General features: G+C 35.8%; 15 protein-coding genes and 1 pseudogene. 13 read left to right on the top strand and 3 right to left on the bottom strand.

All coding sequences use genetic code 11. From position 1 onward, the window contains the following. Positions 1–742: 742 nt before the first annotated feature. Positions 743–1882 carry a glutamate--cysteine ligase gene (gene gshA / locus RINTHH_RS04725; RefSeq protein WP_196794883.1) on the bottom strand — a complete coding sequence of 380 codons (1140 nt, stop codon included), beginning with the start codon at positions 1880–1882 and terminating at the stop codon, positions 743–745. 1231 nt (positions 1883–3113) lie between these two features. Between gshA and RINTHH_RS04720 the strand changes: the two genes are divergently transcribed. From RINTHH_RS04720 to RINTHH_RS04700, 5 genes and pseudogenes are all read left to right on the top strand, one after another. Beyond that, positions 3114–3614 (top strand): DUF2231 domain-containing protein, encoded by a 501-nt coding sequence (locus RINTHH_RS04720; protein ID WP_008224825.1) that lies wholly within the window; start codon positions 3114–3116, stop codon positions 3612–3614. After that, a complete protein-coding gene (locus RINTHH_RS04715; protein ID WP_008233507.1) occupies positions 3611–4213 on the top strand; it encodes a DUF2231 domain-containing protein in 603 nt (200 codons plus the stop codon). The genes RINTHH_RS04720 and RINTHH_RS04715 overlap by 4 nt, the downstream gene beginning before the upstream one ends. Positions 4214–4245: 32 nt before the next feature. Next, positions 4246–5160, top strand: a complete 915-nt coding sequence (locus RINTHH_RS04710; protein ID WP_008233506.1) for a cytochrome c oxidase subunit II — start codon at positions 4246–4248, stop codon at positions 5158–5160. Beyond that, positions 5160–6829 (top strand): annotated as a pseudogene (gene ctaD, locus RINTHH_RS04705) (cytochrome c oxidase subunit I). The gene RINTHH_RS04710 and the pseudogene ctaD overlap by 1 nt, the downstream one beginning before the upstream one ends. 365 nt (positions 6830–7194) lie before the next feature. Then, positions 7195–7809 carry a cytochrome c oxidase subunit 3 gene (locus tag RINTHH_RS04700; protein ID WP_008233503.1) on the top strand — a complete coding sequence of 205 codons (615 nt, stop codon included), beginning with the start codon at positions 7195–7197 and terminating at the stop codon, positions 7807–7809. A 750-nt stretch (positions 7810–8559) separates the two neighbouring features. Here RINTHH_RS04700 and RINTHH_RS04695 read toward each other — a convergent pair. After that, positions 8560–9348 carry a pentapeptide repeat-containing protein gene (locus tag RINTHH_RS04695; protein ID WP_008233501.1) on the bottom strand — a complete coding sequence of 263 codons (789 nt, stop codon included), beginning with the start codon at positions 9346–9348 and terminating at the stop codon, positions 8560–8562. A gap of 387 nt (positions 9349–9735) precedes the next feature. On the opposite strand from RINTHH_RS04695, the gene RINTHH_RS04690 reads away from it, so the two are divergent. From RINTHH_RS04690 to RINTHH_RS04650, 8 genes are all read left to right on the top strand, one after another. Then, entirely contained in the window at positions 9736–10317 is a 582-nt protein-coding gene (locus RINTHH_RS04690; RefSeq protein ID WP_008233499.1) for a phycobiliprotein lyase, read from the top strand. 194 nt (positions 10318–10511) lie between these two features. Then, a complete protein-coding gene (locus tag RINTHH_RS04685; protein WP_008233498.1) occupies positions 10512–11237 on the top strand; it encodes a 15,16-dihydrobiliverdin:ferredoxin oxidoreductase in 726 nt (241 codons plus the stop codon). A 251-nt stretch (positions 11238–11488) separates the two neighbouring features. Continuing rightward, positions 11489–12235, top strand: coding sequence for a phycoerythrobilin:ferredoxin oxidoreductase (locus tag RINTHH_RS04680; RefSeq protein ID WP_008233496.1), 747 nt, complete (start codon positions 11489–11491; stop codon positions 12233–12235). A 445-nt stretch (positions 12236–12680) separates the two neighbouring features. After that, complete coding sequence (locus RINTHH_RS04675) at positions 12681–13199, top strand: phycocyanin subunit beta (protein WP_008233495.1); 519 nt, start codon at positions 12681–12683, stop codon at positions 13197–13199. An 87-nt stretch (positions 13200–13286) separates the two neighbouring features. Then, positions 13287–13775, top strand: a complete 489-nt coding sequence (cpcA, locus tag RINTHH_RS04670) for a phycocyanin subunit alpha (RefSeq protein WP_008233494.1) — start codon at positions 13287–13289, stop codon at positions 13773–13775. A 1059-nt stretch (positions 13776–14834) separates the two neighbouring features. Next, complete coding sequence (locus RINTHH_RS10125; protein ID WP_008233492.1) at positions 14835–15026, top strand: hypothetical protein; 192 nt, start codon at positions 14835–14837, stop codon at positions 15024–15026. Between the two features lie 212 nt (positions 15027–15238). Then, entirely contained in the window at positions 15239–16171 is a 933-nt protein-coding gene (cysK, locus tag RINTHH_RS04655) for a cysteine synthase A (protein WP_008233491.1), read from the top strand. A 45-nt stretch (positions 16172–16216) separates the two neighbouring features. Next, on the top strand, positions 16217–16906 hold the full coding sequence (locus RINTHH_RS04650; RefSeq protein ID WP_008233490.1) for a J domain-containing protein: 690 nt from the start codon (positions 16217–16219) through the stop codon (positions 16904–16906). Between the two features lie 837 nt (positions 16907–17743). Here RINTHH_RS04650 and RINTHH_RS04645 read toward each other — a convergent pair. Then, the gene (locus RINTHH_RS04645; RefSeq protein WP_008233487.1) at positions 17744–19798 is read right to left on the bottom strand and encodes a WD40 repeat domain-containing protein; all 2055 of its coding nucleotides are present in this window, start codon (positions 19796–19798) and stop codon (positions 17744–17746) included. Between the last annotated feature and the right edge of the window lie 1088 nt (positions 19799–20886).

The raw sequence follows: 20886 nt of genomic DNA, 5'->3' as shown, positions 1-20886 counted from the left end.
GTCTAGTAACCCAAGTATTAAGGAAAATATGAACAAATTGCATCTACCCTACTGAATTCTATCAATAGTAGTTGTTCATCCGACAAAATTGTCCTGAGTGTAATATTTAACATAGTACACTGTCACATAATGAGAATTATATATAGTTTATCCAAATCCACACGTTATATCATCTAAAACTACAATTAATACTGGGTTTTAGGGTTTTAAATAACTAAAATAGCAGTAATTATAGCAATTAAAACACTTACTTAAATAACCAAATCTAAGAAAGTAAGCGTTTTGAATTTTTTCTCGGTTTTGAACAACTCAATACCAAGCTAAAATATCTAGAAGATATTTGGGAATGCACATACAACTCTCTATAAAATTATAAGAATATTGAATTAGTCTAAATTAAAGTTCAAAGTTTGGTCTGTCTGCAATTACTAAGGAATACAAGGATATAAACCCTACTTAGAGAAGTATTAATTCATTATCACTTTCCCTAAATTAAATTTTATCCAGCCTTTTTCATTACTTAGTAAAGCTTGATGCAAGTAAGCTAAACATTAATTTTAAGTATAGGCTTATATTTGGAATTTCTAAATTGATAAATGATGTAATTGCCAATATGCCTATATTAGGGAACCCTTAATATTTAGATTGTTTTTGCCATTGTAAATCAACCTTACTTCCGCCATAAATACTATTTTGAGTAAGCATGAAAGTATTATAAGCTACTAACATCGGTACGACCTAATTAAGTGTTCAACTGTGGACAACACTTTTCTTCCAACTCAATTTCCCATTCTCTAGTATTATTAATTGCTTGAAAAATAACATTCCGAGTACTAATACCAACGGACTGTAGTTGTAACCATTGTTGTGCTTCATTACCTGTCTGTAAGATTTTTTTCAGATATGAAAGGAAACAGCTAAAGCCATATTGTTTAGCTATAGGCATAACTTGCTCATAAAGCTCGTTAATCCAATCTCTAGCGCAGATAGTTTTGCCGTCTTGCCAATGTATTAATTGAGCATCCAAACTAGATTTTGCTGCAGCCACTTCATTTTGTTTTGAAATGATACTTAGTTCTGTGATGGAAAATTGTTTTTGACTTAATGGATCAAGACTAGGATTATCAATTAAATGTAATAGCCTTGCTTCTAATAAAGCCATAATGGCAAGTAAAGCAAGAGGGTCTGCAACAAGATCACAAATTCTTAACTCAAGACGATTTAGATTGTAGGGGCGGTGATTGCCATTAGGTCTAACGGATGTCCACAAATGCCGAACATTCTGCATTGTTCCTGATGCAAGTTGCTTTTCAACCCACTGAATATGATCAGTATGACTTGTAAATAGGGGCACTTCCTCAGGAGTATTAGGAAAAATATACCAGCGAGTAGAGTGATAACCAGTAAATTTACCATCTAAGAAGGGTGATGATGCGCTCAAAGCTAGGAATAATGGAGCTTCCATGCGGATAAGGCGACAGGCCTGAATCAATAACTCCGGGTTATTAATGCCTATATTAATATGTACGCTAGCGGTGACAACCTTAGTTCCATAGTTTTTCTCAATATAATCATGATATTTCTTAGTAAGGTCGGAGCGAAAAAAGCGATCACTACCCCCTAAGGAGAGAGTACTACCAGGAATTAGAGTATAATCTCCTAACTGTAACAGATACTGTCGCAGGTTTAAACGGGGTCGTACGAGTCCGCATAGTAACTGATCATAGTTATATAATGGGCCAGTTATATACTCGACATTTCGACTATCTGGCTCCCTAATAAAACCATCCAAGGAAGCTGTAATTTTGTCAGAGAGACCAATTATATCTCCTCTGGATGTACCAGTATACATTTCAACTTCAAAGCCTTTTGACAGCACTATTTTATTCTCCTCATCTCTCCCTTTCCTTAAATTGTATCGAGTTTGACGATTTTGTGGTGGGATGTTGTTGGTTCACTGAAATTATGATGATCGTTAAATAAGCCCCAAAAACAAGGATTTTCAGAGATTTTATCTATGATAACTACCATAAAATCTCTGAAAATTCTCCCATAAAATTTAGAATTTCTTCTTTTTGATATTTGCTCTACTTAATAAGTATATATAATTTCATACCGAAGAGAAACTCGCTATTTCCTTGAAAAAAAGTTGATACTAATCAAAATTTTCGACTAAATTATCAATACATATTCTGTCCTAAAGGTTGAATTAATAATTTTAAGATTTTTCGGTAATACAAATAGTAATTTTAATCATTGACTATTGTTATCAAAAAACGAATATCGTCTGAGTAAATGTTAATCATGATACTAACCATTTTTCTTGATATTCACAGCAGTTACCAAAATTAAAAACAAGTTGGGCTATAAAGTAAATATATAGCTGTAAAGCAATATATTTTGACAAAGAATAAAAAATGATTAGCCTGAAATTAAGTTCAAGTTGCTCGAGTAGATAATGAATGTTTGAGTTATTTTTATTAGGCATTTCTCCGAGTATATTCGTTTATGAGCAAATAAGCTTAAGACTCAATAATTAATTACATTAGAACTGTAAATTATGCATTCAGACAAAAAATATTTGGTAGTGCGGATAATAAAAATATAAAACTATACTTCAATATTGCTAGTATAGTTTTATATTTTCATTGACGACCAAAATTAGTTTTTAATCTCCAAGCAAATCATACCCATTAGGCTCTAAATCATAAGTTTCAAAGATTATATAGCATTTTAGAATATTTACGATATTCTTTGCTTTTTATCTTTTCTCAACTTTAAGGTCTTCTTATCAATCATTTAAAATTATTTGTATTAGTAAAATTACGGTATTTATTTGCTCAATATGATTGCCATATTCTTTTTGCGGTATACATACATTATTTTCTGACAATGAATTGAATTCTATAATCAGCAACCATTCTTTTCTGGTTTTTATTTAATTAACCTAAAGTTAATTTGCTCAAGTAAATTTATATAATCTAAGGAATGATAACATTTGAAAAAATATTGACCCTCTCTCCACATGCATCAAATTAATACATTTTATGCAGTGTAAATTAGCCGATTTTTAAGTTGTTTTTAGGTGTATTTGATATGGTTAGGAGAGCAATATGTTTAATTTTCTCACTTCTTTGAATGAACACAATTTACCTTATCCAGATACCTTACATCCCATTGTGGTTCACTTTGTGATAGCAATGGTACTGTTCGCGGTTTTCTGTGATGCAATTGGTTATTTAACTAATAACTCTCGTCTTTTCGAGGTGAGTTGGTGGAATATGTGTTTAGCTACAATTGCAATTTTTGTTGCCATTATCCTTGGACAATTTGAAGCTGGTTTGGCAAAACCATACGAAATTGTAAAATCAGTTTTAAATTTGCATACCCTGATAGGTTGGTCTTTATCAGGAATTATTGCTGCCATTACTGCATGGCGATATGTTATTCGTTCTCGAAATCCTCAGAAATTACCACTGGCTTATCTCGGAGTCGGACTAATCTTAACCTTAATAGTTGGTTTCCAAGTTTTCTTAGGAGATGAGTTAGTTTGGATTTATGGGCTACATACAGTGCCAGTTGTTGAAGCGGTAAAGGATGGTTTTTTACCATGAACTCTGAACTACTAGAACAATTTAATGTAGTAGGTGCGAATGGGCTGCCCTATAGCATTCCTATTCACCCGAACCTAGTCCATCTTACTCTTGGTTTATTTATAATTGCCATATTGTTTGATGCAGTGGGTGTATTCCTTCCAGTTAGCAAGTTTATCTTCAAGTATTTTTCTGTTCCTGTAGAAAGAGAAAACCTCTTTGATGTTGGTTGGTACAATATACTTGCAGCAGCGGTAATTACCTCCTTTACAGTTGCTGCTGGTTTTTACGAGATGATGTTAGCTGAGGTACCCCTTGATATCAAGAGTGCTTGGGGAATGACGGCTATGGAAACTATACTTTGGCACGGGATGGGCGGAGTATTCTTATTAATCCTTATCCTTGCCATGGCTGTTTGGCGCGGATTACAGCGTTTTGTCTGGCGTAAACAAGAAGATAGGCAAGTACAGTGGCTCTATCTATTTGCAGGAGCAACAATCATGTTTGTTATGTATGTTCATGGGACATTGGGAGCACAAATGGCTGCTGAATTTGGCATACATAATACTGCTGATAGCTTACTGCGCTCAGGTCAAGACCTCAACGATATGTTGAAATAAATTATCACTCACACCCAAATCAATTGTGGGCCATGAAAATCGCCAAAATTATAGGCATCATTATCAGTACAACTGCCATTAGTGCCATTAGTTTCTGGATTGGACAACAAGCTTATTCTTGGTTACCTCCAGAGGCAGCAGCAGAATCTCAGTTAGTAGATAATTTGATTAGTTTTTTGGTAACTCTGGGCAGTTTTATTTTCCTCGGAATTGCTGGAACCTTAACGTATTCCCTACTCTTCCATCGTGCACAGAAGAATGACTTAAGTGATGGGCCTAACATTAAAGGTAGTATTACCTTAGAAATAGTCTGGACAGCCATTCCCATACTTCTAGTATTATGGATAGCTAATTATAGCTACCAAATCTATGACCAAATGGGTATTCGTGAACCTATAGAATCGATGCATACGCCAGAGATAATGAAATTAGCATATGCATCTCCCCAAGAAGAATCGCATCAGCATGTAGAGGATATAGATGTAATTGCCAAACAATGGGCTTGGGTTTTTCACTATCCAGAAAGAAACATTACTAGTACAGAACTACATTTACCTACAGGCTATAGAATTCATTTGTCATTAACCTCTGAAGATGTTCTCCATGGATTCTATATTCCTGCCTTTCGAGTAAAGCAAGATATTATTCCCAACAAAATCCTAGACTTTGAATTTACTCCTATCCGGAAAGGCAAATATTTACTTACTGACTCTCAGTATAGTGGTACGTATTTTGCTACTATGCAAGCGGATGTAGTAGTAGAATCAACTGATGATTTCCATAATTGGCTAGCAAAAGCTGCAAACCATAGACTTCATCCTGCGAATAATCAAGCAGCTTCAGAATATGCTTATTTATCTAGTCAGCCGGTCAAATCTGGTTGGGCGACTGTTGTACCTGCTAACCCTCCTATGGTCAATTATGACCGTTCAAAGGACAGTTACTAATGACACACATTCATGCTGACAGTATAAGTGTCGCCAGCAAAGTTCATCACCATGAATCTCCTCACGACTGGAAACGATACTTTAGTTTTAGTACAGATCACAAGGTGATTGGTATTCAATACCTTGTTCTCTCTTTTATTTTTTTCTTATCGGTGGTGTTTTAGCGATGGTAATTAGGGGAGAACTTTTAACCCCTGATTCAGACTTAATTGATCGGACTGTTTACAATGGTATGTTCACCATGCATGGAACAGTAATGCTGTTCTTGTGGACCTTTCCCTCTTTAGTCGGTTTAGCTAATTACCTAGTACCACTAATGATTGGTGCCAGGGATATGGCATTCCCCCGACTTAATGCTGCTGCTTTTTGGATGGTACCGGTGGTAGGCATCTTGCTTATAAGCAGCTTTTTCATCCCTGGTGGACCCGCACAGGCAGGTTGGTGGGCTTATCCTCCAGTAAGTATCCAGAACCCCACAGGGAATTTAATTAATGGTCAAGTTCTTTGGCTTTTAGCAGTGGCAATTTCTGGTGTATCTTCCATTATGGGTGCAGTTAACTTTGTTACTACAATTGTGAAGATGCGTGCCCCTGGGATGGGTTTTTTTCGGATGCCTATCTTTGTATGGGCTGTATTTAGCGCCCAAATCATACAGTTGTTTGGATTACCTGCCTTAACTGCTGGTGCAGTAATGTTGCTAATGGATTTAACTGTTGGGACTAGCTTCTTTAATCCCGCCCAAGGTGGTAATCCTGTTCTTTTTCAACATTACTTCTGGTTTTACTCTCACCCTGCTGTGTACGTAATCATTCTACCTATTTTTGGTATATTTTCAGAAATATTTCCCGTATACTCCCGCAAACCTTTATTTGGTTATAAAGTAGTTGCCTTATCCTCCATGGCAATTGCTTTGGTAAGTGGTATTGTGTGGGTACATCATATGTATGTTAGCGGTACCCCTGGGTGGATGAGGATCCTGTTCATGCTAACAACTATGTTTGTTTCCGTACCCACCGGAATTAAAGTATTTGCCTGGGTTGCTACTATTTGGGGTGGGAAAATTAGGCTAAATACAGCCATGACTTTTGCATTAGGTGGATTAGTAATGTTCGTGTTTGCAGGTATTACCGGGATAATGCTTTCCTCTGTACCTGTGGATGTTCATGTCAATAATACTTACTTTGTTGTGGGTCACTTCCACTACGTCTTGTATGGTACTGTCACCATGGGAATGTATGCTGCGATTTACCACTGGTTCCCCAAAATGACTGGTCGAATGTATATGGAAAGCTGGGGAAAATTACACTTCTGGTTGGCATTTATCGGTACTAACTTGAATTTTTTACCCATGCACCCCCTGGGATTACAAGGAATGCTACGTCGTGTTTCCTCGTATCCTCCATTTCCAGAGTATATATTTTGGAATACTATTGCCAGTTTAGGTGCATTCTTATTAGGTGTTTCTACTTTGCCATTTATAGTTAATATGGTAGCATCCTGGATGCATGGAGAAAAAGCACCAGACAACCCTTGGCGAGCAATTGGTTTAGAATGGCTTGTATCTTCTCCACCAGATGTGGAAAACTTTGAGGAAATTCCTACCATTATTAGTGAACCATATGGCTATGGAAAGTCAGAACCACTAATTGCACCTACTAATCCACAGTAAATCAACTTTGGCTGTTAAGTTAAGAACAGAAATAAAAAAGGTAGAAAGTTTTGTTGGGGTAGTTATAGTACTAATGGGTTATACAAGGATGTAATTGAAGGCTCAAAACCATAATTAATAGTGATTACTAGTTTCTTGACCTCTTAACTTTTTGTACTTCACTTGTATTTAGCATTATACCTCTCAAAATTAGGGAGAGAAGGAATCCATAATTATGGATTCCTCTAACTGGAAGATACCCTCCAGATATCTATAGTATTAAAGATTGAAGGTTGTTATAACTCCTTTTTACTTGCTAAGGATGTTATTTCTATATTTTCATCTTCCTCATTTGAATTTCTTCATTTTCATCACAAATTCAAACAATGGATGGTTATATTACCTCTAAGAAGTTACAATCTTCTCCCAATCAAACAGATGGCGAACATGGCCATGATGAAGAAGCCAATAAGATGTTTGGCTTTGTTGTCTTTCTCCTTTCAGAAAGTGTAATTTTTCTGAGCTTCTTTGTTGGATATATTGTTTACAAAACCACAACCATTAATTGGTTACCACCAGGTATATTAGGGTTAGAAGTTCAAGATCCTGCAATTAATACAGTGGTGCTAGTAGCTAGTAGCTTTGTCATTTATTTGGCAGAATGTGCTCTTCAAAAGCATAATCTGACAGGATTTCGTCTGTTGTTACTATTAACAATGGGAATGGGAACCTACTTTTTATTAGGGCAAGCTACTGAGTGGAGCAATCTAGAGTTTGGTTTTACTTCTGGTGTTTATGGTGGTATGTTCTACCTACTCACTGGTTTTCATGGCTTGCATGTTTTTACGGGAGTAATTTTACAAGGGATTATCTTAGTACGTTCTTTTTCCCCTGGTAATTATGATACGGGTCATTTTGGGGTTAATGCTACCTCCCTGTTCTGGCATTTTGTGGATGTGATCTGGATTATTTTATTTCTCCTCATCTATATCTGGCAATAGAAACACAGAGCAAAATTACTGAGAACATGTTCAAGTTCATATTTGAAGGGCAAAGATGTAATCATATTGCCCTTTTTACTTTTGGCAATTTATACATGATTTAGTATGAGTAATCATGTATGTAATTACTACCTATAACTACATTTATGAAATAGTAGGCTTACTCATTTATAAATATAGATATAAATATAGAAAAGCTAAAAATGATTGATTCTACTATAGGTTAAATAACTTGGAAATCATATAAAAACAGTTAATGTCGCTTACATTAGTAGTAAAATAATTTGGAATATTAGAGCTGCTATAAAGCATGTTACAAATATCCAGGATCTAGTCCCAATATTTTCGCTTAAGATTAACCCCAAATGGGGTTAGTTGTTTTTTTACCTCTGCAAATAACAATGGTTTTTTAAAACTGCGATTTACGTCGAATCAACATTATCTTCAATAGAAATTTTTCAAAATTCTTCCTATTAACTTGATTGTAATTAAGAATATCAGAGGTTTCACTGTATTTCCAATAATAGAGAATCCAAAAGATAAGAGTTAGACTTCGATGAAGTTTTTACATTAGTAAGGTTCAGAACCAGCAATATAGAGTTAGCATACTGAAAGTAGTTATTGACTAGTCTCAGAACATTTGGTCAATAGTAAATGAGTAATTCTTTTTACACTTTGATTACTATTTTTTAACCCCCAAGACCTTAAAAAAATAATACTTGCTAGAACTATTCAAATACTTTGTACTTCTTACACTAAACTATCACGGGTAGTCTTACGGGTATAAGCATTCCAAACATCTAATTCAGTAAAATGGCGAGTACTAAGTTGAGCTTTTGTCTCCTTATGTAATCCCTGAACCATAGTAAAGTCTGCCCCAGCAATGCTTTGAACATGCTCCATCTCTACACCAGTCATGTCTGCTGCACGGAAGTCAGCACCTCTTAGATCAGCACCATTAAGTCGAGCCTTACACAAGCAGGCACCTGCCAAAAAAGCTACTTGCAAATTAGCACCACTCAGGCAGGCATTTTTCAAATTAGCCCCTGTCATGTCCGCACCACTTAAGTAGGCTCCTAGAAAATTTGCTCCTTGTAAATCAGCATTCCTTAAGTTAGCAGTATTCAGATAAGCTCCATTTAAGTTTGCCTTTGGCCCTACTGCCCCAGAGTTTTGATAAGCATATCCTTCAGACCAAACAGTTTGCGTGTCATAATATGCAACTTGTAGTCTAGTCTCATCTAAATCTGCACCAGCCAAATTAGCCTGACAAAGATTTGCCCTACTTAAAAATGCCCCACGTAAATCAGCCCCACGTAAATCAGCCCCACGTAAATCAGCCCCACGTAAATCAGCCCCACGTAAATCAGCCCCACGTAAATCGGTTACACTTAAATTTGCCCCAATAAAATTAACTCCAATCATGCTGGTTGTACTCAGGCAGGCACCAACTAGGCTAACTCTACTCAAGTCTAATTGAGACAAATCCCCTATTTTTCTTACATACCCTCTTTTAAGAGCTTCTATAATTTCCGACATATCCGATTTGATGTAATTACTAGATTTAATTACTATTTTATTGGTTAATATTATCTGGATGATTAATTTGTATCTGGCTATTAGCCATGAAATTTACTAATGGGGGAAAATATACAAGTAAGTTAAAATATGGATTTTACTTATAACCCTAGTAGAATACCGTACTCTGGGAGGCGTAACCCACGAGAAAATTTAATAAGGACGATAGGGGGGATCATAGCCAGGGTACTATTCATAGTAGAATGTCCCTATAAAATTTCCTGAGATTATGGCCAGTAGAGTTTTCCATTGATACCTGCGGTTCTTAAGTAAGTTTATATTTTAAGTATCATTGTGACGTAAACTCGTTGATATATTAAATCACAAATGAGGAAGCAAAAATAGCCAATGCAACTAATCCCCCCAATGACCATGATGGATTTCTTCCGCAAAAGTGAGGGTAATTGGTTCATACAGCGTACAGTTCATCATTTTGACCTAGTTTCTGACGAATCAGGAGAATCGAATTTGGTTATTCGGGTAATAGAACCAAACGATCCACAAATTGAACAAGTTTGTAATAGTCAAAACGTAAATCCAGTTAAGGCTAAAGGAGGAGCAAGTTTTTTATGGCAAGCAAATCTGGATAATGATGAACCTAATCCCGATTATGCAGCCATTCTCATTGATATTCCTGATGATGAAACGGGACTTTTTGGTAAACTCATACGTAATGAGGGTTATGTTGAGAAGATACCAGTTATTTGTCGGTATTGGTTTGGGAAAGATGGTATTCTAACCATTAATACAGAATATGGTAACAGTCAAGGTCAAGAAAGATGCTGGTTTATTACTGATGATTTTCGTGTTCGCGTCTGTACAGTTCGGATGATGAATGGAGTTCAACTTATGACTTATTGTTCAGAACGGCGCTGCATCACTCCAGATGTTCTTGAAGAGATGGTACAGAAGAATTCGGCCAGAATATAAGAATTGAAAATCCAACGGCAACTTACTTTAATTAAGTAGTAAGATAAAACAACACAACAAGATTATATTGTCTTGTCTAACATTCCTTAAGTCATTACATATTACGGATTGTTGCTTTATTTATTAAACGGAAGACAAGGGTTTTTATAGTATTCTATGCTAGGGATGTTGGAGACGCTATGAGTCATGGCTTCATGTATAAACCCTTTCTTGATTACTTGGAACAAGAATTGTTTGCAAGATTCGACCTGCAAAGGCGGCCAATTCCCAAAGGACTAGAATCGCGAGTCAGTGAAAGGGGAAAAAACCCTGCTACCGTAAGTAGTTGGTGTTATCAGTGCTCACAATTACGTAAAATTCGCTACACTTATATTGACGCAGGAGAAAGTGCTCAAATATTTAATGGCGTAATATATCCCAGTCATAAATACGAAATACCAATAATGGGTATTGACTTCCTATCTTTTGGAAAGGTTAAAAACTTAATAGTTTTGGACTTCCAACCCCTTTTTCGTGATGAGGTATACCAACAAAAATATATAAAACAGTTAAAGGTATTACACGATAAGTACCCTGATCTGACTCAGAATTTGGGCATGAAGTTTTATGATTCCAATCAGTATTTTTCCAAGTATTTACTTTTCGCCAAGACGGAACCTCAAATAATTGCTACACGGCTATTTACAGCATATAAAGAATATTTAAGTTTATACTGGAAAATGCTTGAGCAAGCTCAACAGTTAGCAGATCCAAAAGATATCCAGCGCATCGTTCAAGCACAGAAAGATTACGATCAGTACAGTGCAGAAAGGGATCCTGCATCTGGGTTATTTAGTAGTTACTTTGGCCATGACTGGTCAGAACGCTTCCTTTACGAGTTTTTATTTGAGGATGCTGTGCCTTTATCCACAGCCAGTTAGTTAAATATAACTGAGACTTTATGTTGATCCTTTTGTAGCTTGTTATTATGAGCAAAATCCAGTTAAAAGAGACTAATCAAGTACAAGCAGTATAATTTTCCTAGTAAAGAAAGGAAAAAGCCAGGAGCTTTTGCATCGCTATAAATGTATTGGTTCTGTTTTATTATGTTATGAACCTATTCCTACAAGCGACTCATTAACTGTATTTATAGTGGTGATTATTTTAGCCTTAAATATTATTGTGCAGAATAATGACTCTCTACCAACCATTTTTAGATCATGCTATTTCCTATATTAAATTACGCTTGGATTTAGCTCCTTATCCTATACCTAGGGAATTTGAATCTAAGTCTGCCATCGTTGGCAAAGGAAAAAATCAAGAAACAGTTGTTACAAGCAGTTATGCTTTCCGAACTCCTAAGTTACGGCAGATACGTGCTGCGCATGTGCAAGGAGGAAAAGCTCTACAAGTTCTAAATTTTGTAATTTTTCCACAATTGAATTACGATCTACCATTTTTTGGGGCAGATCTAGTAACTCTACCCGGGGGTAATTTAATTGCCTTAGATATGCAACCTCTCTTTAGGGATGAGGCTAAATACAGAGCTAAGTATACTGAGCCTATCCTACCTATGTTTCACGCCTATCATGAACGTTTAAGTTGGGGGGGAGATTTTCCAGAAGAGGCACAACTATTTTTTTCGCCTGCATTTCTCTGGAGCCGCCCCAAAGAGACAAGGATTGTAGAAACCATTGTTTTTGAAGCTTTTAGAGATTATTTACAAGCCTATCTTGACTTTGCCGAGCAGGCAGAACCAGTGAAGGATCCACATAATCTACAAGCTATTAAAGAAGCTCAATTGCAATATACACGCTATCGAGCAGACAAAGACCCTGCACGAGGAATGTTTAAGCGTTTTTATGGAGAAGAATGGACGGAGGAATACATACATGGCTTTTTATTTGATTTAGAAAGAAGTCTATCTTCTGTTAGCTAGCTTAAATATATTCTTGCTTCTTTTAGCTTTATAGCTTAATAAGCAATCCAGAAAATTTAATGTAATATAATTTCAAATTTATTATATTTTTCTGGAGTCATAATAATTACCTAATACAATGTAAATAGAAACTGTAATATCGCAATAATTTGTAAGATATAAAAGGGTGCGATAGCATTGTATTAAAATAAATTTGGAAGGGTAAATAGCTTGTTTCAGCTATTATCTAGTCTCTTTATTGGCAAGATGTTTTAGTCCTTCGTAACTAATATGAACTTTTATGAAAAATGATTTAAGCAACAAGCCAATAAACCTTAGACTGGTAAGTTGATATTTGTTGTTGCTTATTCCCATCTGCTCAGACAACCTGGTGTCAGAGAGTGACTGATGTTTTTCGGTTTTCAGATCAATAATTCTTAGTCAAAAATACTAGGAGATTCAATCAATGTTAGATGCATTTGCAAGAGTAGTTTCCCAAGCTGATGCAAGAGGGGAGTATATTAGTGCTTCTCAGTTGGATGCCTTAAGTGCAATGGTTGCAGACGGTAACAAGCGTATGGACGCAGTAAACCGCATAACTAGCAGTGCTTCCTCCATTGTAGCTAATGCGGCTCGTGCATTATTTGCTGAACAGCCCCAACTGATCGCTCCTGGTGGTAATGCTTATACCAGCCGTCGTATGGCTGCTTGCTTGCGTGACATGGAAATTATTTTGCGCTATATCACTTATGCAACTTTTGCAGGCGATGCTAGTGTTCTAGAAGATCGTTGTCTTAATGGTCTGCGTGAAACTTACTTGGCATTAGGAACTCCTGGTGCTTCTGTAGCAGTAGGTGTACAAAAAATGAAGGAGGCTGCAATCGCGATTGCGAATGATCCTAATGGTATCAGCAGAGGAGATTGCAGTTCTTTGATTTCCGAAATTTCTGGCTACTTTGATAGAGCTGCTGCTGCTGTTGTGTAAGTAAATTAATCAAAAGCTGGCATTCCTTAATGTCGGTGAAAAAATAATAATTAACCAAAAGTTTGTCAAAAGGGAGAGACTAAACTAATGAAAACCCCCCTAACCGAGGCTGTAGCAACTGCTGACTCTCAAGGACGGTTCTTGTCAAGCACAGAAATACAATCTGCATTTGGTCGTTTTCAGCGTGCCAGTGCCAGTTTGCAAGCAGCAAAAAGCTTAGGTGCAAATGCCACCTCACTTGCAGAGGGTGCAGCTCAAGCTGTTTATAACAAGTTCCCTTACACTACGCAAATGCAAGGTCCCAGCTATGCTTCTACTATTGCCGGTAAGGCTAAGTGTGTACGTGATATCGGATACTACTTACGGATGATCACTTACTGTCTGGTTGCTGGTGGTACTGGTCCTATGGATGATTATTTGGTCGCCGGTTTAGCAGAAATTAACAAGACCTTTGAATTGTCTCCTAGTTGGTACCTTGAAGCTCTAAAATACATCAAGGCTAATCATGGCCTAAATGGTGATGCTGCTGGTGAAGCAAATACTTATATCGATTATGCTATCAACACCTTGAGCTAGAATACTTATTTGTTTGGCCCGGAGGGGTAATTGGCTATTTGCAGCAGATAGTTATAAGTTAATTATCTTTTCGGGCAGTTTTATTTCTTATAATTTGTAATTAAGGCTAATAAGAAAAATAATAAGCCTGCAAAGTTAGTATTTTCTATCTTTTGATTTGTAGCTGATATTACAACTTTTCCAGGCTTGTTGTTGGTGGAATTAATAACTGGAAAGCTCCCATACATCCGATTTATTTATTTGTGATTGCTAATATCCAAATTATTAAGTAAGTTAGTCCCACTCAAGATATAAAGACTAAATACTAATTTGGTCTTTATATTATCAAGAAGAAAGAGTAGGGAAACTAGTGAGTATAAGGGAGAGATTAACCCAATAACAATTTGTGTATAGGTAAGTTTCTCCAAAGCTGAATTTAAGATTGTAAGTTTGTGAACGGTGAATTACTGAAAGTTTTAGAACTGCATATATACTGTATCAGTAGAAAAATGGTAATGGTGATAACACCCTAACATATCAGGACAATTCTATAATTTGCATACAAATCTTCCCTATATCTAAGTTCATGTGCTAGAGTGGAAATGATTGGGCAATATACATAAGCTCAATAGCCCATATATTGAATTATTTCAAATTCAATTAGGATTTGTTTTAAATATAAGACCGCCTAGGAAAAAGGAGGTGATGCCCATGATTGATGGTAGTAAATGCGTTGGCCATAAGGTTGTAATTATCCGACTGTGGGCCGGGGCTGTTCTCCAAGGGTAATTGTTAGTTTTTTTTAGGATAACTATACCTAAATCACTGACTAGACCTAGAGTTCCTCCCGGCAGTCTGGCTACAACTTGAAAACCTGCTAGGCCGCTCTTAAATCAGATACTCTTATCTGACTTAAGAGCGGATAGTTTTTTATGTATTTTTTGTTTATTGTATTTATAATTTTATACAATCAGTCTATGAAAGAATCCAGAGGAATCATAGGCAACATCAAAAATAATATAAAAACCTGATTACCATTTGGAGCAATTACTAGCAACCTTGAGGTGAGGAGAGGATGTAGTGAAAAGTCAGTGGGTTCATACCGGAGGCTGTTTATTAATCAGATACCCTTGGGAGGTAAATATTCTTGGATTTTTGGTTTGTTTAGAGGGTGTGGACAAAGTGAAAAAGTATGAGGAGATAACCAAAGAAAAAATAGTTGATAGCAACCTTATTACGGAAATTTTGGTAGGAAGACTGCCAAACGGCTAACTCTTTTATAGAGGCATCTGCTATACCACATCTATGCAAAAAGACGAGATCCCCACAGCTAAATAAATACTATGTATTACATATAAACGTAATTACAAATTATTTTAGATTATTCTAAGCTCAGCAATCTGGGAAACTTCAGTTTTTCATCTGTCATAAGTCTTATATACTGGCCATATTTCCATTCAACTTTATTAAAAGAGAATTTAATTATGCGAATTGCCGGAAATATTACCGAACTTGTTGGTAATACGCCTCTAGTACAATTGAATCATATCCCTCAAATAGAAGGCTGCTTGGCTCGGATTGTAGTGAAATTAGAAAGTATGAACCCAGCAGCTTCTGTTAAAGATAGAATTGGCGTAGGTATGGTTGAAGCAGCGGAGTTAGAAGGATTAATTACTCCAGGAAAAACAACACTGGTGGAGCCAACTTCTGGCAATACTGGCATTGCGCTAGCCATGACTGCTGCAGCTAAGGGTTATAGACTTATATTAACTATGCCCGAAACCATGAGTACTGAACGAAGGGCAATGTTAAGAGCTTATGGGGCAGATTTGGAATTAACTCCAGGAATTAAAGGTATGAGCGGAGCTATTAATCGTGCCCAAGAAATAGTAGATAAAACTGCAAATACTTACATGTTACAACAATTTCGTAACCCGGCTAATGCCCAAGTGCATCAAAAGACCACTGCCGAGGAAATTTGGGTAGATACAGATGGACAAGTAGATATAATTGTGGCAGGGGTCGGTACTGGGGGAACAATTACGGGGATAGCAGAACGACTTAAGGTTCGGAAACCGAGTATTCAAGCAATTGCAGTAGAACCAACTAACAGTCCAGTATTATCTGGAGGCGAACCAGGGGCCCATCAAATTCAAGGTATTGGTGCTGGGTTTGTTCCCCAAGTATTGAAAATGGGGTTAGTTGATGAGGTGATTACTGTCACTGATACAGAAGCTATTATTTATGGTCGTCGTCTAGCCCGGGAAGAAGGATTACTTTCTGGTATTTCTAGTGGTGCAGCTTTATATGCAGCTATCCAAATTGCTAAACGTCCAGAAAATGAAGGGCGTTTAATAGTTATGATTCAACCCAGTTTTGGAGAAAGGTACTTAAGTACACCCTTATTTCAAGACTGAGAGTCCAAGATGACAGTAGAGTACAATTCAAGGTAAATTAGGGTCATGGCAGATTCTAATCATTACAAAACTCTAAATGTCAGTCCAAATGCTAGCCAAGCAGAGATTAAGCAGGCTTATCGCCGCCTGGCAAAGCAGCATCATCCTGATAGTAACCAAGGAGCTGTAGATGGAGAAGGTATTATCCGTATTAATGCAGCATACGAAGTACTAGGGGATACTAATAACCGCCAACATTATGACCGTCAAATTTATTATAAGTGCCAAGAGTCGTCCGTTCCCAGACAAGAATGTACAGTCAAAGTTCAAAACCAACATAAAGTGCAAATATGTACTGGCAGGTATTTGGATAAACAAGTGGAAGAATGGCTGTATCTTGTTTACCATCCTGTCAACCGCTTAATTAAACCTATTTTTAAATCTCTCAAGCCGCAAATAGATAAACTAGCAGCTGATCCTTTTGACGACAGACTTCTAGGAGATTTTCAAGAATACCTGGAAAATTGCTGCAGAGATATCAAATATGCTCAATCTATCTTTCGTTCTTTACCTAATCCTCCTAGTTTAGCCAGAGCTGCAGCCCATTTGTATTATTGCCTCAATCAAATGAATGATGGCTTGAACGAATTAGAATACTTTCCTATCAGCTATAATGAAAGTTACTTACATGCAGGACTGGAGATGTTTTATACAGCTCATAATTTGTATATAGAAGTAAAAGAATCTGTCATTTGAGAATAAAATCATTGGTGCTTTTTATAAGCTACAGGGGAAGATTTTTCTCCTAGTCTAGTGAATACAAGAATAATGAAGAAATATTGAAGAGTTAAAATAACTGTAATGGCAATTTTTCTTAGCATGTAAAAATATGTGATAGTTTTCCCCAACCAGGGCGTAAATGACTTTAATTAAAACTTTTTACAAGTTTATGTAACTACCTTAGTTTGCATTCTGCCGTACCAATCAAAGGAAAATACCTTTAAAGAAATTAATATGATTCTCATTATAATAGAGTCTATTGATCATTAAGACTATTTAGCCAAAAGGTATTTACTGCTAACTTAAAGTACTATTTCTGCTTATCTCCCCATTATTTTGGGTTTTTATGAATCAAAATTTTCCTGGGAGTACTAATTAAGTTTTTGTAACACATATATTCTCCACAACTCAAATATTTCCTGATGATTCCTGGCTATGTCTATTCCTAATAAAATCATTGACTGGGAAGTAGTCAATGATTTTATAGCCATGGTCTTTTTGGTAAATTAAAAATTGTTAAGGTTTAATTTATTCTTTCTAATTAGAAGGAATTCATTCCATTATCCTCAGTTTACTGATTCAGTTGATTCTGTATTCTGGTTAAAAATTCAGAAGACTCGCACCTGTTATTTTATTCTCATATATTCCAAAATGCTTATTAAAAATAAGCATTTTGTATCAGGTTTTAAAAATTTATAGCTTTATTTCTTAGAAAGATGAAATAGTCTTATTTATTAAGTAAATTAGGAAAATTTGTGGTGAAAATTACAGCAAAAATAAGTTTTAATTGACCATGCACCTTTCCTAAGTATTTTAATTTTGCTCAAAGGGTAGCAAAAGAATTGTCTTATTACTATTACCGCTTGCTAGGATTTTACCGTCGGGACTAAATGCAAGACAATACACAACACCGTGGTTTTCGGCGAAAGTGTTAAATTCCCTACCTGTATCGACCTGCCAGAACTTGATGGTATTATCATAGCTGCCACTAGCTAATGTTTTACCATTAGGGCTAAACGCAATAGAAAAAATGTCATTAGTATGACCACGAAGAGTATAAATCTCTTCACCCTTTTGTGTTTCCCACAACTTAATATTTTTATTTTGACTACCACTAGCAATAATTTTACCATCAGGGCTAAAACTGACGGTGTTAACGCTGGCAGGACTACTACTATACTCTTTTAGGGTTAAAAACTTACTTTGATTTAGATGCCAAACTTTTATCGTCTGATCATTGCTGCCACTACCACTAGTAATAATTTCACCATTAGGACTAAAAGAAACACATAATACTTCATCCACATGTCCTCTCAAAGTATTTAATTCCCTACAACTATCTAAAGACCATAACTTAATGGTTTTATCTTGACTACCACTAACTAAAGTTTTACTATCGGGGCTAAAAGCGAGGGAGTAAATGGTCCCTCTGTGTCCTTGCAAAGTGTAAACTTCCTTACCTGTGCTTATATCCCATAATTTTATAGCTTTGTCATCGCCACCACTGGCTAATATCTTTCCATCAGGACTGAAAATCACAGTCTTTACTTTACCTGGTGCCATAATTGTAGTGGGTTGTTGATTTAGACTAGCTAATTGCCAAATTTTAATGGTTTTATCATCACTACCGCTAGCTAATATTTTTCCATTAGGGCTAAAAGCTATTGACATTACTCTATTGTTATGTCCTTGTAATATTTGTAGGTTTCTTGTGTTTTGGATCACTGGAGGTTTTGGAATAGTCGTTGATTGTGGGTGAGTAACAGCCTGTATTTTAGACGCTTGTTGGGTCTGATTTTTTGCTATTGGTGTAGTTGTTTGCGATTGCATTTTGGGCTCAATGGTTGATTGTGCAGCAGTATTTATTGGCACTTGATTTTGAAATTTTACGATTACAGCTTTAAATTCATTTAGTTGTTTTTGTAGACTAGTACTTAGTTGTTGTATATAAGTATTTAACTGTAATATTTTCTGATTCAAGGGTTCTATCTCTTGCTGAATATGGTTATTAATTTGACTAAATTCTTCTTTTGAGCTAGTGTCAGCACCTTTATTTTCTTGCTGCAATTCCTGAATTTGCTTTTGAGTATTTATCTCTTGCTGTTGTATTAACATGTCAAATCGTTCTAAACGCTCGTTTATTGTTTCCAGATTTAAGCTTTTTTGTCCCTTTTGCAAAGTCTGAATCTCGTTTTGTGTATTTATACTTAACTTCTGCATCCGAGTATCTAGTTGTGCAAAACGCTGGTTGAAAGCTTCCAAGCTAATATTTTTTGCTCCTTGCTGTAGTACTTGAATTTGTTCTTGTGTACTAATGCTTAATTGTTGTATCTGTTTATCCAACTGAGCAAAACGCTGATCGAAGGATTCTACATTTAGATTTTGTCCTTCTATGTTTGGTTTATTAGTGTTTAATGACTGCCTAAAAATATCTAATTGTTTTTGTGTATTAATACTTAAGTCCTGAGTAAAACGGTCAAGTCGGGCAAGATGTTGCTGAATGACAGCGATTTGATTTTCTATATTGCTATTCATTTGTTTAATGCCCAGAGGTACAAGACTTTTATCACCTACTACTTGCTGTGACTGTTGTATGGCTTTACTTAAATTTTGAGTTAAGCCATCAAAGTTATCTAAACGTTGTCTCAGCGGATCAATCAACATATCCAATTGATAGATCGATAACTGTTGTCGCTTTTCCTGTAAATGTTTATAACGTTCTCGATTAACGAAATTTAATCCTATTGCTATTGTCAAAGGTGTAGCTGCATAAGCAACATTTTGAGTTGTTGCTGCTGCCAAAGTTCCTAGAGCAGAAGCATACAAGGATACATATTCGCTAACTTCTAGCCAGTGGAGTTTGCTCATATACTGCTACGCGGAAGTAAAAGTGAAAAATTACTGAATCTACATATGTTTTTAAAACAGGACTCTAAACTAATTCAAGATTTTTAGAAACTTACCTAACAAGAGTGGACTCAACTATTTGAAAACACTTCTCTACAGGCGTTATAATCCTCTTCCAAATAGCCATTTTGGATAGTTTCTAGAAATTAATTATGCTTTTGCAAAATTTGTTAAATAGTTTGGTTTATTCTGTACTAAGTTGCTCAAACCTGATAAAAAACACAAATTCTTTGTGGCTCTTTAGACATTTGGTTGCAAGCCCTATTTACTTTTGATTGAGTTTTTTTCAAACCTAGAAATTAGTATAAAATTTCAGTTTGAAATCCCTGTAATTTTATACTAATTTGTCTTTGTTCGAAACTAAACTACATATATTTTGCCAGTAATATAAACTGTCAATAGAGAATAATTTGCTACACAGTCACTTCGAAGTATTAGTAATTAAGGCACGTCATAGCTAACAATATTTTATTTTCCATAGCCGATATAAAATGTATACAAATGAATGTTAATTCATTTATCCAACATCTAAACTATAGTAAAAGCACCCATCAACAAAACCCTAATTATCCTGCAATTTTTTTCTTCTCCCCTCTAAGTTTAAAAAAGTAGGGGGTAGAGGATGAGTGATATTTATTTGCAAAGTGCCATAAAAAAATCCCTAGTTATAAAACTAACTTTTGACATGACCTATATATAAACCTTTGGATCTCAAAAAGAGACGTCAGTAAGGTTTAAAATTTTCATCTGGACTTTCTTGTTGCGCAGTGAGTTGAAATCAAATGTAAGTGGTGTAAAAACAAAAAACACTTGCTAGTTCCTATGGATAATTCATTGCCCTGTTGTAAACAATAGAAGCGCTACACTACCGAAATTCTGACTGAAGTTTAAATCGTTTATTATCCTCCGGTTTTCTGCTATACAGTATGTAACTGTCAGGATAGCCATAAATAATTTCACTTATAAATCGAGTAAAAAACTGACAATTATATACAAACCACAGTACAAATAGAGCTATTTCCTAAAAACCTACTGTTAATAGCTGATAC

Origin of the sequence: Richelia intracellularis HH01 (assembly GCF_000350105.1) — a bacterium.
In the GTDB taxonomy this organism is placed as follows: domain Bacteria; phylum Cyanobacteriota; class Cyanobacteriia; order Cyanobacteriales; family Nostocaceae; genus Richelia; species Richelia intracellularis.
Note: the sequence above shows the minus strand (reverse complement) of the source record. Positions and strands in the feature narration are given on the sequence as shown.

Coding starts and splice junctions, on each gene's coding strand:
- RINTHH_RS04675 (WP_008233495.1), top strand. CDS start 12,681: ATGTTAGATGCATTTGCAAGAGTAGTTTCCCAAGCTGATGCAAGAGGG.
- RINTHH_RS04710 (WP_008233506.1), top strand. CDS start 4,246: ATGAAAATCGCCAAAATTATAGGCATCATTATCAGTACAACTGCCATT.
- RINTHH_RS04720 (WP_008224825.1), top strand. CDS start 3,114: ATGTTTAATTTTCTCACTTCTTTGAATGAACACAATTTACCTTATCCA.
- cpcA (WP_008233494.1), top strand. CDS start 13,287: ATGAAAACCCCCCTAACCGAGGCTGTAGCAACTGCTGACTCTCAAGGA.
- RINTHH_RS04645 (WP_008233487.1), bottom strand. CDS start 19,798: ATGAGCAAACTCCACTGGCTAGAAGTTAGCGAATATGTATCCTTGTAT.
- RINTHH_RS04650 (WP_008233490.1), top strand. CDS start 16,217: ATGGCAGATTCTAATCATTACAAAACTCTAAATGTCAGTCCAAATGCT.
- RINTHH_RS04685 (WP_008233498.1), top strand. CDS start 10,512: ATGTATAAACCCTTTCTTGATTACTTGGAACAAGAATTGTTTGCAAGA.
- cysK (WP_008233491.1), top strand. CDS start 15,239: ATGCGAATTGCCGGAAATATTACCGAACTTGTTGGTAATACGCCTCTA.
- RINTHH_RS04700 (WP_008233503.1), top strand. CDS start 7,195: ATGGATGGTTATATTACCTCTAAGAAGTTACAATCTTCTCCCAATCAA.
- RINTHH_RS04690 (WP_008233499.1), top strand. CDS start 9,736: ATGCAACTAATCCCCCCAATGACCATGATGGATTTCTTCCGCAAAAGT.
- RINTHH_RS04680 (WP_008233496.1), top strand. CDS start 11,489: ATGACTCTCTACCAACCATTTTTAGATCATGCTATTTCCTATATTAAA.
- RINTHH_RS04715 (WP_008233507.1), top strand. CDS start 3,611: ATGAACTCTGAACTACTAGAACAATTTAATGTAGTAGGTGCGAATGGG.
- RINTHH_RS04695 (WP_008233501.1), bottom strand. CDS start 9,348: ATGTCGGAAATTATAGAAGCTCTTAAAAGAGGGTATGTAAGAAAAATA.